Genomic DNA, 15,016 nt, shown 5'->3' with positions numbered 1-15,016 from the left:
GGGGCCTTGGAGCTGGGCATAGTCTTTCTCGGCACGAGCGCGGCTGTGCCAACCCGGTACCGGGGGCTCCCAAGCATAGCCGTGGTACACCGTGGCAGCATAGTGCTGCTAGATGCGGGGGAGGGGACACAAGCCGCTCTTACCCGGGCTGGGCTGAGCCCGCTCCGCGTCGAGGCGATCTTCATCACCCACCTGCACGGCGACCACTTCTTCGGGCTTCCCGGCCTACTACAGTCCATGGGGATGCTCGGCAGGAAGACGCCGCTCCTCGTAGCAGGGCCACGGGGGCTCTACGGCTTTCTCCGCGAAGCCTTTAGGGCCAGCAGGTGGCTCCCCGGCTTCCCGCTCTACGTGGCGGAGCTGGAGCCCGGCGAGAAGCTGGTGCTGCCCAGCGGCTTGGAGGTCGAGTCGTTCCCTGTCTCCCACACAATCCCCGCTATGGGGTATAGACTCGTTGAGCCCCGGAGGAAGCCAAGGATAAACATCGAGAAGGCTAGGAGGCTCGGCATAGAGCCCGGCCCGCTGCTCGCGAAGCTTCAGCGGGGCGAGCCGGTCACCGTCGCCGGAAGGATTGTGAGGCCGGAGGAGGTCGTGGAGGAGCAGCCCCGCGCAGTGATAGTCTATACGGGCGATACCAGGCCCTGCCCAACAGTGGTAGAGGCTGCCCGCAACGCCACAGTGCTAATACACGACGCCACATTCACCAGTAGCATGGCCCGAGAAGCCTACGAGCAGGGCCACAGCACAGCCAGAGACGCAGCCAGAGCCGCCAGCACTGCAGATGCACGCCTCCTAGTACTATTCCATATAAGTGCACGCTACGAAACACCCGACCCCCTCCTAGCCGAGGCAAGAATACACCACGACAACGTGGTTGCAGCAGAGGACTACCTCAAGATACCAATCCGACCCTAGATGCTACCAGCCCATAACAACACGGGCCCCACTGCAAACGGGAATACAAATAGTGTAACATACAGGTAAAACCCATGCAACTCCACATGTACACAGCCTCCATGACACAACCATAACACTTTACCTAGAGGTAAACATGCATGGATGCCGCTAGGCCCCACACCCTGGGGAAACACCGCTAGAACAGAGCACAGCATGCAGATACACTACACACACGGAGCTATTCACAACGGAGTAGTACGTGTATCTCCGGGGGTACAGCAGGGAGAACGAGTGGTTTGAGGGGGTTGGGGGCGGTCCCGGGGCGGGGCCCGCCAGGGGGACCCTCAACGGCAGGGGGCCGGGGGCGTACGTAGCGTAAGCGGGTGAGCGTCAGGGCACCAGCTCGGGCTCCTCTACGTGGATGAGCCTTGCTTCTACTTCGTCCTCGAGCTTGTCAACCCTCTTCCTAAGCTTTGATACTACACTGTTCAGCCTGTATAGCTCGCCCTCGGTGTATGTGCGGAACTCCTGGAGCTCGCGGCGCAGCTGCTCCAGCTCGTTGAGTATCTGAAGCATCACCTGCGTCATCTTCTCCTCCTGCTTCCTCATCCTCTCCGCGCGCTCACGCCTAAGCTTCTCGAGGCCCTCGCGGATTAGCATCTTGACTAGGCTGGTAATCTGCATCCCCATCTCATCGGCATATTCCTTTAGCTCGTTGTAAACGCTCTCTGGCAGCGAGAGGTGTATTGTCGGCACTCTTCTCTGCCCCATATACACTCTCTACAAGAGGCCTCTATTTAAGCGAAACGCATGTAGTCCGGCGCTTGTAAGCGTCCTCTAGTAATACCCTGCACGGTAATCTTCTACAAGAGGTGCCTGCCCCTCTCTAGCCTGGGGGTTGGGGGCGGTCCCGGGATGAGAGTTGTAACATTCAAGGTGGACGAAGAACTCCTCGAGCGTCTAGACACGTTTGCACGTCTCAAGGGTGTAACGAGAAGCGAGGTTATCAGGAAAGCTATCGAGCTCTACCTGAAGCTCGAGGACTACAAGGTTAAGCCGCAGCCAAAGATAGTCAGGCTAATGAGCTGATGAGCTAGCCCGGCAGAGCGGTTTTTCTCCCACAAGCCTATCGTGTATTGCCGTGCCTACAGCCTTCCTCCCCTGCGGCTGCTTTGCCTCTCAGCTGCTAGTGCATTCTCTAGAGACAGGACTGCGTGGTGTGCTAGTTTCCCGCCGGCGGGGCAGACGAAGGTGCATGTCTGGCAGGAGGCACAGCGGCCCACGTCTACCTTGTGGGCTGCTTTCATGGCGCCGGTTGGGCATGCTGCTACGCATACCTCGCAGCCGTAGCAGGCGCCGGACATGTATGCTGGGGCTAGGATCTTGCGTGCCATGGCTGCTAGCCGCCGGGGGCTTGCCCGTTGGAGCCCTTTGCCGCAGACTTCTAGGACTCCGTTGGGCCGGAGCCTCAGCACTATGTCCTGCTCCTCGTCCACGACCACGATGGTTCCGTCGGGTTCTAGCCTGGCACGGTCCCGGAGCCCGGTGGTTTTGAGGAGGTCGAATACCTCGCGGGGGTCGTGGTTTACGTCTAGCAGGTGTAGTGTGTGGCAGACGCCCTCCCTGCTGTACTCTATGCTGTGGGGGGCATGGCTTACTATGAGCTTCTCCAGCATCCGGTGGGGGTTTACGCCTAGCCTGTAGGCTAGGTGCATCATCTCGGATGGGTAGCTGAACCTCCACCTCCAGAACCCGTAGTCGACCCAGATCCGGGGGAGCCCCCTGCTCCTAGCGTAGCGGTGCAGGTAGTCCTCCCACCGCTGCCACATCTCCCTGTGCCGTTTCCGGGCTACGTCTATCTCTGCAAGCCTGCTGGTGGGGCAGAGGTAGCAGCCGACGCGCTCGTAGCCCATCTCGTATAGGGGGTTTAGGGGCAGCTTCTCCCTCCATATGTAGGCGTAGACGTCTAGGCTCGTCCACTCCTGTATGGGCGCGGCTAGGAGGTCCCTCCGGCCCGTCGTGGCGGAGGGTGATAGCTTGCCAGCCATTGCCCGCTGGGTTGACTCGTAGCCCCTCTGCCCGGTTACCGTTACCAGCCTGGTCTTGACCAGGGGCTTCAGCGCCTTGGCGAGGGGGGCGAACTTTACGACCTTGCAGCACCACCGGTAGTCCCGCGCGGGGGGCCCGAATAGTCTGAGGGCCCTCCAGAACGTGTTGCCAGCACTTATCTCGGCCATGTCCAGGCCCAGGGTTTGGGCTACCCGGTGCGCGGTCTCGATGGTCTCGGGGAACTCTATGCCCGTGTCGAAGAAGTATGCCCTGCGGAGCCCCGCCTTCACGGCGAGTGCTGCCGCTACGGTGCTGTCCTTGCCGCCGCTAACAGCCACCATTACGTCGCCCAGCCCCTTAACCCTGTTCTCGAGGAACTCCACGGCCTCCCTCTCAAGCCTCTCGAGCCTCTCAGAGAACACCTCGAGGAGCCTCGACCGGTCCCCGGCTGGCACGGGTTTCTCGACACGGCGCCTCTGAACCCAGGTCTTCAGCACGCGTAGCCCTCCACGCTCCAGCGTCTTAGCAACACCGTAGACCCCTCCAGGAGCCGAGAAAGCCACGTAGAGCCCTGGCTCTCCGGGCAGGTCGGCCTCCAGGAGCTCGTTCTTCTCGACTATCTCGCCCTCCCGGGGCTTGCGGCGCAGGACAGCATAGTGGCCGAGCTTCTCCTCGACAACAAGCACGGCTCCCTCGCGGTCTGGCTTGAAGAGCCACCGCCGCCGGTACACGTCGTATATCCTTGTACCTATAACCAGGCCCCCTGCTACAACCTCGTCCGCCGCATCGATAGCCTGGACCTTATTTAGGAAGACCATGCCGCCGGGTAGCAGCCTCTGGGCGGCCCTACGCCCGACACTATACTCCAAAGCCTCCCGGATGACAGCCACGTCGTGCTCGTGGGCTGGCCTTATATCGCCGGGCTGGGAGAGCCTCAGCCTCCTCAAACCATCCCTACTACACCAGGAGCAGGAGCCTATCACAACCATTCTACAGTCATCGCACCAGTATATGGGCTGCATTATCTCCCGGTAGAGCCTGGTAGCCTCAGCACCCTTCACACGGCCGCCAGCGGGCACCCTCGCGCCACCACACGCCCCCTCGGGAGGACACCCCTTCGCCTCACTGGGGTTACGGGGCGGGCTACACCCCTATAGACGCAGCTACACCCCAAGCAGAGCACCGCGATGGTCCAGCTACAGGGCTGGATCGTAGGACACGGGATCCGTACCTTCCACTGCTAGTCCACGGCGCTAAGGCTAGCTCATGGCTGCGCCATGTTCTCCCGCTGATAGAGCCATACGTATGGGCGGCCAGTCTCCGCGGCGGCGTTCAAAGCGTTGGGGCCTCCTAGCACCCGGACAGATGGGCTAGTTCACGTCCTAGTGTACCGGTAAGATTTATACCGAACCTCCTCAGATAGGCTGTAAGGTGTTGCGGCTTGTCCTCCGGAGGAGGACACTTTCATGCCTGGGGATGTCCCAGGAGTGCCCCACTCTCATAGCCACAATGGGGTTCGACGAGAAGTTTGTTATACGCGCCGTACTAGACCACCGGCCCAAGAAGATTATCGTTGTCGGCTTAAGGGTTAGCAGTGACGCGTGGAGCCGGGTCGAGAAGGCCTACAACAGTGTTAGCCAGCTAGCAGTCTCCACCGGGGCCAGCTCGAGCCTCGTAGGCCTAGACGCAGCCGGGATAATCGGTGGAGACCGCGCGGGCGACCTGGAGTTCGCCAGCCTGGTAAGGGAGGTGAAGAAGATCCTTCGGAGCGCCCTCGGGGAGACCAGTAGCTGCATAGTATTGAGCTTGACTGGCGGCCCCGCCTCCTAGTCATTGCGGCCACTGTTGCGCTGCTAGCGCTGGATCCCGCTGAGCAGGAGAGGATATGCCTCCGAGTCGAGATGGAGGATAGCTCGATACTAGCCCATGTGGGGGCCGACACGCTCCGGGGCGAGGTACTAGACGAGGCTGCCAGGCGAGTTCTATGCAGCGTTGTCGAGGCATGGGAGAAGATGGGGACCCCGTGGGCCCGACGGAGCTATCAGACAGTCTCGAAATGGCCAAGTCTACTGCGCACAAGAAGCTTACAGACCTCGCAGAGAAGGGGCTTGTCCAGAGGCTAGACAGCCAGGGCGCCCGGGGCAAGTACAAGCCAACACCACGCGGCATAATAGCATGCTAGCACCACGGGACCCCACCCTCGTGCACCTCAACAGCCCCATAACGCTGGAAGCCCGTCACAACATACCGCTGGTTTCTGGCCAGCCGTCCACCAGACACGCCAGCCCACAGCTCCCAGCCACGAAGATCGGCGATCCCCATAGCTTGTGACAGTCTATGCCAGGAGGATACCAGAGGGATAGTACACGATTCACCAGCCTCCACGCGGCGAGCTCTGAAGCGCTAGCGCGCCATCTTCGAGTCCTAGGAGGTCGAAGCCCCGGATCGAAGCAGCGATTTACGCCCAGATTGAGCGGGCAGGCTACGCTCTATGGCTGGAGCTATCATTGCCGATCCCGCTGGCTAGCTGTGACACTAATCTACTGCTCACCGCTCAATGCTACTGCGTGCATGTGGTATAGCTTGGGATCTACTGCCTGCCGCCCAGGGAGATGGCGCAGCTGATAGTGTAATGTTTGCCGTGGGATAGTGTGCATGTTTCGTTCCCAGTGGCCGTGTAGTGGGAATGTTTTTAGTATTACCTCAACTCCACTCTTTGGAGTGGCTGTTCAGGGGCAGCTGTCTTGCCCCCACCTGGCCGGGTAACCATATGGGATATCGCCGAGGCGGCTGGAAGGCTGGCTGCTAGCCTGGCTAGGGAGCCGCCTCGGCCCCTCTCGCGGGGGCCTCCAGGCTCGCAGCTAGGCGAGGCTGAGGCCTCGGAGGAGCAGCGCGTGGGCGGCATACTCGATTCCATGGCGCCTATCCGTAGCGGCGACAAGCTGTGGCCTGTGATGGTGCATAGTCTTGCCCGTGTTGAGCCGGAGCATCCGGGACGTGTATACGCTGTCGACGCTGGTAGCCGCGTGCTTGAAGCCTATACGCTCCGCCTAGGCGTTTATGCTGGCGCTGTAGCCTACTATGATGGGGCCTTCACCGCTGGCACCTACCCGGACTCGACGCTCTACCCATACGTCCCAGCAGAGGCGCCGGCGGCAAGCCTTGCAGCCAGCCTCGATGATGGCTGGAGCCTGCCAGGCTGGCTGGCATCGGAGCCGCTGGTGGATCCAGCCTGGCTGGCCGAGGCGCTTCCCGCGAGCCTCTGCGGAGCCTCCTGCAGCTTGCTCTCGAACCTGGGTTATGGGAGCGGCTACGACCCGAACAAAATGCTTGACGAGAACCGGGAGTATCTTGAGAACCGGCTCCTCGGCTGGATTGCTGAGCGCGCCACCAATGACACCCTGGTACTTGTGGACGGTCCTCTCTTTATGACGCCTGGGCTGCTGAAAACTCTGCATACCACGGCTAGGAGCTTGAAGGGCACATTCACTATTAGCAATGCTGTGAAGCTCCTCTACACGCTAAGCTACCTCGTAAACACCGCTGACCGCGTGAAAATAGTAGGTATCGCCAGGGCGAGGGGTGCGGAGGTTGTAGCTATTGTTAAGCGTGTTGAGAATAGTAAGCTGCTCGTAGCGGCGCTCGAGAAGGTTGTAAGAGATATAACCTATACGCCGGATGTAGAGCTTGTCGAGGCTGAGGCATCTCGTGCACTACGAGGCCCCTACGGCGTTGGCCGTCATAGGCCCTGTAGCTGTCGTGCTACAGCTGGAGGCTGTTACCAAGCTCCCTCGACGAGCTACTCTCCGTGAATGGCCAGTTAAGCTTGAGCCTCCACCGCCGGGGGGTTGTAAGGGATGGCAGGAGCATAGCTGATATCTACAAGCTGCTCACCGAGCTAGGTGTGGCCGTTAAGAGGATCTACTACGTCTACATCAGCTTGCCGGGGATGCCGAGGCTCATTTACCGCGTAGAGCTACCCGACTACAATGAGCTTGTAACGGTCAGCGGAACCGGCGAGTACACTATTGACACCAGGCATCTAGACGCTATACTTGAGCACGACCTCTCCCTCATAAAGTGGCTCGTGGGCAACCACACCCTGCCAACAGCCAGCATACCATTGCCAGCATCGCTGCAGCTAGCAGATGAGGCTTCCCGCCGCGTGGCAAGGCTCCAGGCTAGCGTCTGGCTAAAACACCTCTCAACAGTTGTAGCGTTTACCTACGACACCCTGGTCTCCACGTGGGAGCCTGTGGGGGTGTAGGGTTCTGCCCGATCCCAGTCTCCTGGACGTCTACATTGAGAGGCAGAGGGAGCTACACCAGAGCTACCGTGGCAGGGTGGAGGAGGCGGAGAGGATAGCAGCCAAGCTCGCCGCAGCATCGCCTCTAGGCCTGCAGGGCGGCATGGTGGTTGCCCGTGTCTCTGTGCAGCAGGGCCAGGCGGGGATAACCGTTGATATGCCGCCGGAGGCGTGGGTTCGGCTAGCCCACGAGATTCCAGAGATACTCTCCACGGGCTACTACTACCTTGTAATCGACCCGAAAACATTCAACCTGATAGTAGCACAGCTCGTGGCGGTGGAGAGGCAGCCGCTGCTCGAAGCCCAGCGGGCGCCAACAACCTTTGTGCCGCTGGAGAAGCCGCACAGCATGGTCGTTCTCTCCAACGTGTCGCCGCTAAAGCTCCACCTCGAGCCCATGCTAGCCGTGCACCTAGACGAGGAGGCCAGGGCCCGGCTAGTAAAGGCCGGGGATCCCGGCGAGGCAGCCGCCGTGCTCGAGAAGCTACAGCCCGTAGCGGCCGTGGCGCCGCCGGACCCTGGCTCCCCCGTGGTTATCCCTCATCCCGACGTGTTGGCTGCGCTGCTCGCCCACAGCGAGGGCGTACCAGTTGGCGCTCTCGCTGTGATGGATCGGGTTTACGTGGCTGGCGGCAGGGCTATACCTGTTAGGCTGACGTGGAGTGTCTTGGTTAAGCACGTGCTGGTAACGGGGACCACGGGGAGTGGCAAGACGAGCCTCGTCAAGAACATTATGTATGCTGCCCTCAACATGGACGGGGAGTTGGTGGCGGCCGTGCTGGATGCCGGTGGCGACTACGTCTCGGCCGGGCTTCCCGGCTACATACCCGCTGGACTCGTGGATGCTGATACGGCTAGGGTGCTAGAAGTCTACGGCATCGATGCAAAGCCCGGTAGCCCCGTGTTCGGCCGCTATGTAGCCTCCCTCGTAGCCATACCTTGCACCAGCAGCAATGGACGCTGTAGCCCCGACAGGGCGGCCGAGCACTACGCTGAAAGACTACGCGAAGCCGTGGCCACGATGTATAGCCGTCATGGCTGCAGCGCTGAGGCCTCAAGGGCGAGGCTCGACGGGGAGGATACCGTGTATGCGGTAGACGTGAAGGTGACATGTGAGGGTGAGACGGCCAAGGCGACCCTCTACATCGCGCCGAGGCTCCTGGTGCTGCGGAGCGTCGAGGAGATAGCCCAGATAGACCCATACATGACCGAGCGTGCCCGCGAGGCCCTACCCTACATAGCTAGGAATCTGAAGGCGAGAACAATAGAGGATCTTTTGAAGCGCCTGGAGAACCCGGCTAATGCGGAGAAGGATCTCGGCGTGCACAGGCAGACGCTGGCCCACCTCGCTTCGAGGCTCCGTATACTAAAGTCCATGGGTGTCATCCGTGTCGGTGGTGGGGAGGCGCCGAGCCTATCCTACGGCGAGCTCGTCGAGGCAGCGGGGCGGCGCCGTGTGCGCGCCATAGTATTAGACTTGGCCTACGCTGGCGAAGCAGTTGGAGGCGGAGCCGCCAGCCCCACTGCTGTAAGGGTGCTGCTTGGCTACCAGTTCCTGAGGACGATGCTGGCATACGCGGAGAGGACCGCTGGGCACCGCGCCCTACTCGTGGTCGACGAGGCTCACCTGTTCTTCCCGAGGGGAGGCGGGGAGTACGAGCGAATGCTCTCCGCTGCAGTTGAGAGGCTTGCACGGCTCGGCAGAAGCAGGGGGATAGCGATAGTGTTCTCCACCCACCGAGAGTCAGACCTCTCCCCGCTCATAGCCACTCTTGCGAACACGAAGATCTACCTGCGCACCGACCGGAAGACCGCCGAGGAGCTACCATTGCCGCGGGAGTACCGGGCCAGGCTCCCCTACTACGCGGACCACGCCGCCGTCATGGCTAGCTACGCGGTGAGGGGAGGCTACATAGGCGTAGTAGGCGCACCAGCTGCTGTAGGCCATCGAACAACCTAGAAGCCATTCTGCAACAACACAGAGAAGATACGATCATAATACGCGAGTTCCAAGACACATCCCCCGGAAGCTCCCCCACACGGTACAGCGCCACCACACAGTTCCCTCGCCGCTCACCCTACAGGTAAGGATGTAGACGCTCAACCGCCTCATAGCCGGGCACCCCAACGAACTACTCCACCTAGCCCTCGAGGAACCAGAAGAAGCCAGGGATAAGGAGGACTTCTGGCAGCACAAGATCTATCCTTGACTACCATTCTAGCCAAAACCGCAACAAGCCTTGAGACATTACAATTCTCTTTTGAGTTATTCACATGTATTACGTGCTGTCTTACGAGTGTAAGACATGTAGCTTGCAATTCTCTTTTAAGTTATTCTCGTTGCCGCAGTCTCCCCACCGGTCTCTGTCAACAAAGCGTTCGTCTTGCAATTCTCTTTTGAGTTGTTCAGCTGAGGGTGCCAAAGGACGGCACGGAGCCGTATATATTGTTCTACTTGCAATTCTCTTTTGAGTTGTTCCTAGTATAAGTGTTTTCTATGCCGTGCCACGCCTGAGCCTGCGCTTGCAATTCTCTTTTGAGTTGTTCCATGCCGTTGGCCAGCTAGCCTTCACAGTCATGGCAATAATCAACTTGCAATTCTCTTTTGAGTTGTTCATCCCTATCGCTAGTAACCACCATCCTCATTGTTGCAAATGGTGTCTTGCAATTCTCTTTTGAGTTGTTCTTGGCGGGGCGATAATAGCGAGGTTTCCAGACACAGGTCCCCAGCTTGCAATTCTCTTTTGAGTTGTTCCGAGGTGGAAGAATGCTAGACATCAGGGTGAGATATAACAAGTATACTTGCAATTCTCTTTTGAGTTGTTCTTTTTTAACCCAGAAGTGGAATTGAAAGAAAACCGGATTTAAACTTGCAATTCTCTTTTGAGTTGTTCGCTGTCCAGGACCTCATTATAGCCCACTACGACGCGCATGGGGTTGCGACCGCCTTGCAATTCTCTTTTGAGTTGTTCAAGCGGAGGAGGAAACGGAAGAAGAGGAAACAAGCTGCGATAACTTGCAATTCTCTTTTGAGTTGTTCAAGATGAGAGTTGAATTCGAGGTTAACACCTGGCAGAGTAAAAACCTTGCAATTCTCTTTTGAGTTGTTCGTACCCAGCCGTAGCGCTAGCAGTAGGCTACATGGTCTACGCGGCCCTTGCAATTCTCTTTTGAGTTGTTCATTGTAAAGGGAAGTGGAGGCTGCACCGGACCGCGTGGAGGTGTCTTGCAATTCTCTTTTGAGTTGTTCTCGGAGAGCTGTGCTGGAGTGATCCTTGACGCGCCGATGATGCCTCTTGCAATTCTCTTTTGAGTTGTTCGCCCAAGGTGATAGCGATATGTTGCGGCAAACATACAGCTTGCAATTCTCTTTTGAGTTGTTCACGGTTAAGCTCAGCGACGAGGCTGTCGGGGTCAGCAGCTAGAACCTTGCAATTCTCTTTTGAGTTGTTCTCGAGATTGTCGTAGTGCTGCTTGTAATCGAAGTCAGTCCACTTGCAATTCTCTTTTGAGTTGTTCGCGTACGCAAGGAAGCTGTTCGCTCTGAGGACGAACGGACTTGCAATTCTCTTTTGAGTTGTTCAAGATGCTGAGGGAGCTCGCGCCGCATGTCCCCGCAATCCAGCAGACTTGCAATTCTCTTTTGAGTTGTTCCTCTATAAAAATGATGGAATGTGAACTGGCACAGTTCGGATCTTGCAATTCTCTTTTGAGTTGTTCGCTGTAAACACACTGAAAACCATGAGAGAACTACTAACACCTTGCAATTCTCTTTTGAGTTGTTCCCGACGACATAATAATAATTGAGCGAAAAGAGTACAATGACGCTTGCAATTCTCTTTTGAGTTGTTCTTGGTGTGTAGTTGCCTGGTGGCGGCAGCTCGTACAGCGTCTTCGTCTTGCAATTCTCTTTTGAGTTGTTCTTGAATTGGTAAAGTGTGCGCAGACCCCCCGTGCGCTCCCACTTGCAATTCTCTTTTGAGTTGTTCTTTGTTTGGGAAAGGAGACTTAGAGTCCTGATTCCAGAAACTTGCAATTCTCTTTTGAGTTGTTCACACGTGGGGTGAAACCTTGGCGGCCTTGGTGTCTGCGTACTCACCTTGCAATTCTCTTTTGAGTTGTTCCACGATTGTGTTCGCGACGTTCGTCGAGTCTGCAAACAAGGCTTGCAATTCTCTTTTGAGTTGTTCTTGTGCCGACGCCAAGCATCGGCAACATCAGCAGCATTGACTTGCAATTCTCTTTTGAGTTGTTCGCGAAGCAGTTCACGTTCAGCAAGCAAGACTTGGCAATGAGCTTGCAATTCTCTTTTGAGTTGTTCCATAGCGGCGCTAGAGCAGGCCGCCGAGCAGGCGGAGACTTGCAATTCTCTTTTGAGTTGTTCAAATGTGAAGAGTACTGTGAGAGTAGAGAAGTAGGATATGATGTACTTGCAATTCTCTTTTGAGTTGTTCACTTCATAGACCACGCGAGAAGGTACGGCTACGCTGTTGGGACTTGCAATTCTCTTTTGAGTTGTTCTCCAAAAGATCAAGCAGCTATTGGAGATGGCCAGCGAGTTCTTGCAATTCTCTTTTGAGTTGTTCAGAAAACCGTTGACCCTGAGGAGCTTGAGAAGCGTCTCACGGAGACTTGCAATTCTCTTTTGAGTTGTTCAGAATATCTAGAGTTGAAGAGACGGCAAGTAGAGCTCTTGGACTTGCAATTCTCTTTTGAGTTGTTCGAGCTGGAGAAATGGGACAAGGAAGGCCTACCATACTGCATATGCCTTGCAATTCTCTTTTGAGTTGTTCATAGACGTGGCGATTGCGTATCGTGATGGAGAGATAGGTGAGCGACGACTTGCAATTCTCTTTTGAGTTGTTCGAGTCGCCTCCTTGTGTCGTGGATCGAGGAGAGCGTGGTCTCGACCGTGTGAGCGCTTGCAATTCTCTTTTGAGTTGTTCCTAGTGGTGTTGGTGAACGATAACTGGGTGTCATCATGGACTTGCAATTCTCTTTTGAGTTGTTCCAATGGCGCTTGCGGGTCATGGCGTGTCAATGCTTGAGAGGTCTGCAATTCTCTTTTGAGTTGTTCATAGCTACAATGTTTGGGGTGGGGTGGAGGCCGCCATGGTAGGCTTGCAATTCTCTTTTGAGTTGTTCAGAGAAGTAAAGAAGGCTGAGGAGTTTGGCCTCGTTGAATACATCTTGCAATTCTCTTTTGAGTTGTTCCGAGCTGTGCAGGAAGCAGCACTCGCCTCCCGAGGAGCCAAGGGCTTGCAATTCTCTTTTGAGTTGTTCATGCTGATTGGCTTGGCGCCAATCTGCACAGGGATGCCCATCGCCTTGCAATTCTCTTTTGAGTTGTTCTCGAAAAGGCCCTGGCGACCGAGGAAAACTTCGCAAGGCTGTACCCTTGCAATTCTCTTTTGAGTTGTTCCTGCAAATGCTTCAAGATGTTCTGCTAGTGCTTTCTTTATGCGTACTTGCAATTCTCTTTTGAGTTGTTCGCTGCTGCTGGAATTGCTGGGCCATCTGCTGGATTGCCTTGCAATTCTCTTTTGAGTTGTTCTGCACTGTGGGGGTGTTGGGGTTTCTCTGTTGAGTTGGGGGGTCCGGGTTTTTCTCCCGGTTTTGTGGCTGTTTTATTTCTTTTGGTTTCCTGGGGGCGTACTTGTGGCTATGGATTTGGGGTTGGAATGTGTTCTCATGGATTTGTATGGGTTTGCATGGAGCAATGCAAGAACACTTGCAGTTCCGCCACGTGTATGTTCGCAAGAAGACATATATAGAATTGCAAGAAACTCTGACAGCAATGGACACCCACAACACAGGATAGGAGAACATAGTGGGACAAAACAACTAGCTGTAGGATGCGCGTTGTAAAAAACAGTTGAACCGGTTAGAGACGTCCTACTATGAAGGGTTTGTAGGGTTTGTGTTGTCTTATTGCGGCTGCTAGGTTCCAGGCGTAGGTGTATATGTGGTCTCTTAGTGTCTTCTTTCGGCCTCTGCTGTCGGGGTAGGGTGTTTTGTAGATGTTTTCGAGTACTAGGGTTGCTATGCAGCGTCTCGCGTTGTATGTTAGTGCTCCCATGTATGTGTCTAGGCAGTCCGTTTTTCTCGGTGCTGTTAGCAGTGGCTTATCGACTGCTATTGGCTTGTAGGTGTCTGCGTAGTCGTATGTTAGGCTTGGTCTTCCGCTGCGGTCTGCGTGTAGGAAGCCTGCGTAGGGGTCTAGGCCCGCCACTGTTAGTGCGTCGTGGGCTATGCTGTAGAGTATCGCGTAGCCGTAGCTTAGGGCCATGTTGAGGTGGTCTTCGCCCCTGGGCTGGCGTCCGGGAAAGGGGGTGGGTGCTATCTGGGCTATCGCGTCCCAGTAGTCCCGGGCTGCCTGGGCTTCTATGCTGCGGATCACCTCCGGGGTTGTGGGCTCCTCGTTCTCTATTATCTGGCGTAGCCGGTCGGCGTGGCCCTCTACTCGGTACCCGGCATCTCGGAGCCAGGGCTCCCTCCTGCTCTTCGCGAGGTATCTCAGTAGCTTGGCCTGGTTCACAATCTTCGCGTACACCATCTCCGCGGCGTAGTATAGTGCCTCCCCCGTGGCCTTGACGCGGTACTGCTCCATCCGGGCCTCTATGGTGCGGTTCACCCTGTCCACCGGGCGGTGCTCGGCCACCACCTGGCCCCGCTGCCCGAGAACCACGAGGCGCACACCCAGCTCCGCTAGGCGGCGCAGTGCCCGGCCGCTAACCGATACCGAGCCCGTAGCCAGCACTACTAGCTCCGTGTCAGCTGTGACAACTGCCTTCTCGCCGCTGGGCGCCTCCGCGTAGACCACCCCCCGGCGCACGTAGATCCGTGTCCCCGGCGTCGCCACGAGGAGGACCTCCGGCACCCCGGGCTCACCCGGGGCAGCCCTCTACACCACGGAATGGGCACCAGGAGGGGCAGCCTTCACCCGCGGGGCCTGGGTCGACGCGGTTCTCAACTATCATTGCCACCTCGTCGCGTTCCCGGAGAAAGCTCCTCCTCAACGCATCGTCGATGACAACGACACGCCACTCCGGCCTGGGCTCATCGCTCCTCCTCGTAACATAGACCACGACCCCGTAATCTACCGGGATGCCGGTCCAGGCCTCTATGGCGAGAGCGTAGCCAGCCAATTGGAGCTCCTTCTTGGAGCCGTATGTACCCCAGGGCCCGGCAGCCGTAACCTCCACCGGGATGAAGCCTACGAGGAGGTCGGGGCGCACAGTGTCGCTGAGGCCGACCGGGGCGCCGGGTATCGGGGGCTCGACGCGCAACGGTATGTCGCCGTCGACCCGGGACTGGAGCGCGAGTATCGCGCCTAGCTCGTAGACCCTCTCTAGGAACCGGTCAGCCCTGACCCCCAGCCTCCGGGCCAGCCTGTACTTCCCAGCCGTGAGGGCCTCCAGGCTGTCAGCGCCACGGTCTACGAGGCGGAAGGGCTCCAGGAAGAACTCGTGAACCAGGACGCCGTACTGGGCCCGCAGGCTCCTAGGGGGCTGGAGGCCCCGGACGTGCTGGAGGTAGGCGTCCCGGTGGCTAGGACAGTAGCTCGCCACCTCGCTCACGCTGGGCCGGTACCGGTACCGTGGAGCCACGTAATCGAATCTCCACCCCCTTATCTCGGCGTAGACTGGGCCCTCGCTGCCCAGGCTCCTTATGTAGTCCCAGACCCTCCGCGGGAGAACCATGGCTCCCACGGTTCCCGCGGCTAAACGTGTTTTGCTGGGAGCTACCCGGGGGAAGGGATAA

At 57.6% G+C, this 15,016-nt stretch carries 11 protein-coding genes and 1 CRISPR repeat array; of the genes, 7 read left to right on the top strand and 4 right to left on the bottom strand.

All coding sequences use genetic code 11. The features are described from left to right. Positions 1-6 precede the first annotated feature (6 nt). Complete coding sequence (rnz, locus tag HBUT_RS03430; protein WP_011821835.1) at positions 7-915, top strand: ribonuclease Z; 909 nt, start codon at positions 7-9, stop codon at positions 913-915. Positions 916-1,287: 372 nt separating this feature from the next. Here the strand turns inward: rnz and HBUT_RS03425 are convergent, their stop codons facing one another. After that, positions 1,288-1,653 (bottom strand): ribbon-helix-helix domain-containing protein, encoded by a 366-nt coding sequence (locus tag HBUT_RS03425; protein ID WP_011821834.1) that lies wholly within the window; start codon positions 1,651-1,653, stop codon positions 1,288-1,290. Positions 1,654-1,812: 159 nt separating this feature from the next. Between HBUT_RS03425 and HBUT_RS09190 the strand changes: the two genes are divergently transcribed. Continuing rightward, on the top strand, positions 1,813-1,986 hold the full coding sequence (locus HBUT_RS09190) for an aCcr1 family cell cycle regulator (RefSeq protein WP_011821833.1): 174 nt from the start codon (positions 1,813-1,815) through the stop codon (positions 1,984-1,986). A 56-nt stretch (positions 1,987-2,042) separates the two neighbouring features. Here the strand turns inward: HBUT_RS09190 and HBUT_RS03420 are convergent, their stop codons facing one another. Then, entirely contained in the window at positions 2,043-4,025 is a 1,983-nt protein-coding gene (locus HBUT_RS03420) for a phosphoadenosine phosphosulfate reductase domain-containing protein (RefSeq protein WP_011821832.1), read from the bottom strand. Between the two features lie 355 nt (positions 4,026-4,380). Between HBUT_RS03420 and HBUT_RS03415 the strand changes: the two genes are divergently transcribed. The 5 genes from HBUT_RS03415 (at position 4,381) to HBUT_RS03395 (ending at position 9,212) form a co-directional block, all read left to right on the top strand. Then, positions 4,381-4,776 (top strand): hypothetical protein, encoded by a 396-nt coding sequence (locus HBUT_RS03415; RefSeq protein WP_011821831.1) that lies wholly within the window; start codon positions 4,381-4,383, stop codon positions 4,774-4,776. Positions 4,777-4,930: 154 nt separating this feature from the next. Then, positions 4,931-5,128 (top strand): helix-turn-helix domain-containing protein, encoded by a 198-nt coding sequence (locus tag HBUT_RS03410; protein WP_083756302.1) that lies wholly within the window; start codon positions 4,931-4,933, stop codon positions 5,126-5,128. Between the two features lie 562 nt (positions 5,129-5,690). Next, the gene (locus tag HBUT_RS03405; protein WP_011821830.1) at positions 5,691-6,758 is read left to right on the top strand and encodes a DNA double-strand break repair nuclease NurA; all 1,068 of its coding nucleotides are present in this window, start codon (positions 5,691-5,693) and stop codon (positions 6,756-6,758) included. After that, on the top strand, positions 6,755-7,213 hold the full coding sequence (locus HBUT_RS03400; protein ID WP_048061429.1) for a hypothetical protein: 459 nt from the start codon (positions 6,755-6,757) through the stop codon (positions 7,211-7,213). Before HBUT_RS03405 ends, HBUT_RS03400 begins: the two co-directional genes overlap by 4 nt. 76 nt (positions 7,214-7,289) lie before the next feature. Beyond that, entirely contained in the window at positions 7,290-9,212 is a 1,923-nt protein-coding gene (locus tag HBUT_RS03395; RefSeq protein ID WP_011821828.1) for an ATP-binding protein, read from the top strand. A 287-nt stretch (positions 9,213-9,499) separates the two neighbouring features. Beyond that, a CRISPR array of direct repeats spans positions 9,500-12,806; the repeat unit is 25 nt; unit sequence CTTGCAATTCTCTTTTGAGTTGTTC. Between the two features lie 330 nt (positions 12,807-13,136). Here the strand turns inward: HBUT_RS03395 and cas1 are convergent. Both cas1 and cas4a read right to left on the bottom strand, forming a co-directional pair. After that, entirely contained in the window at positions 13,137-14,132 is a 996-nt protein-coding gene (gene cas1, locus HBUT_RS03390) for a CRISPR-associated endonuclease Cas1 (protein ID WP_011821827.1), read from the bottom strand. 7 nt (positions 14,133-14,139) lie between these two features. Beyond that, positions 14,140-14,955 carry a type I-A CRISPR-associated protein Cas4/Csa1 gene (gene cas4a, locus HBUT_RS03385; RefSeq protein ID WP_011821826.1) on the bottom strand — a complete coding sequence of 272 codons (816 nt, stop codon included), beginning with the start codon at positions 14,953-14,955 and terminating at the stop codon, positions 14,140-14,142. Positions 14,956-15,016: the final 61 nt, after the last annotated feature.

The sequence above is a fragment of the Hyperthermus butylicus DSM 5456 genome, assembly GCF_000015145.1.
Taxonomy (GTDB): domain Archaea; phylum Thermoproteota; class Thermoprotei_A; order Sulfolobales; family Pyrodictiaceae; genus Hyperthermus; species Hyperthermus butylicus.
Note: the sequence above shows the minus strand (reverse complement) of the source record. Positions and strands in the feature narration are given on the sequence as shown.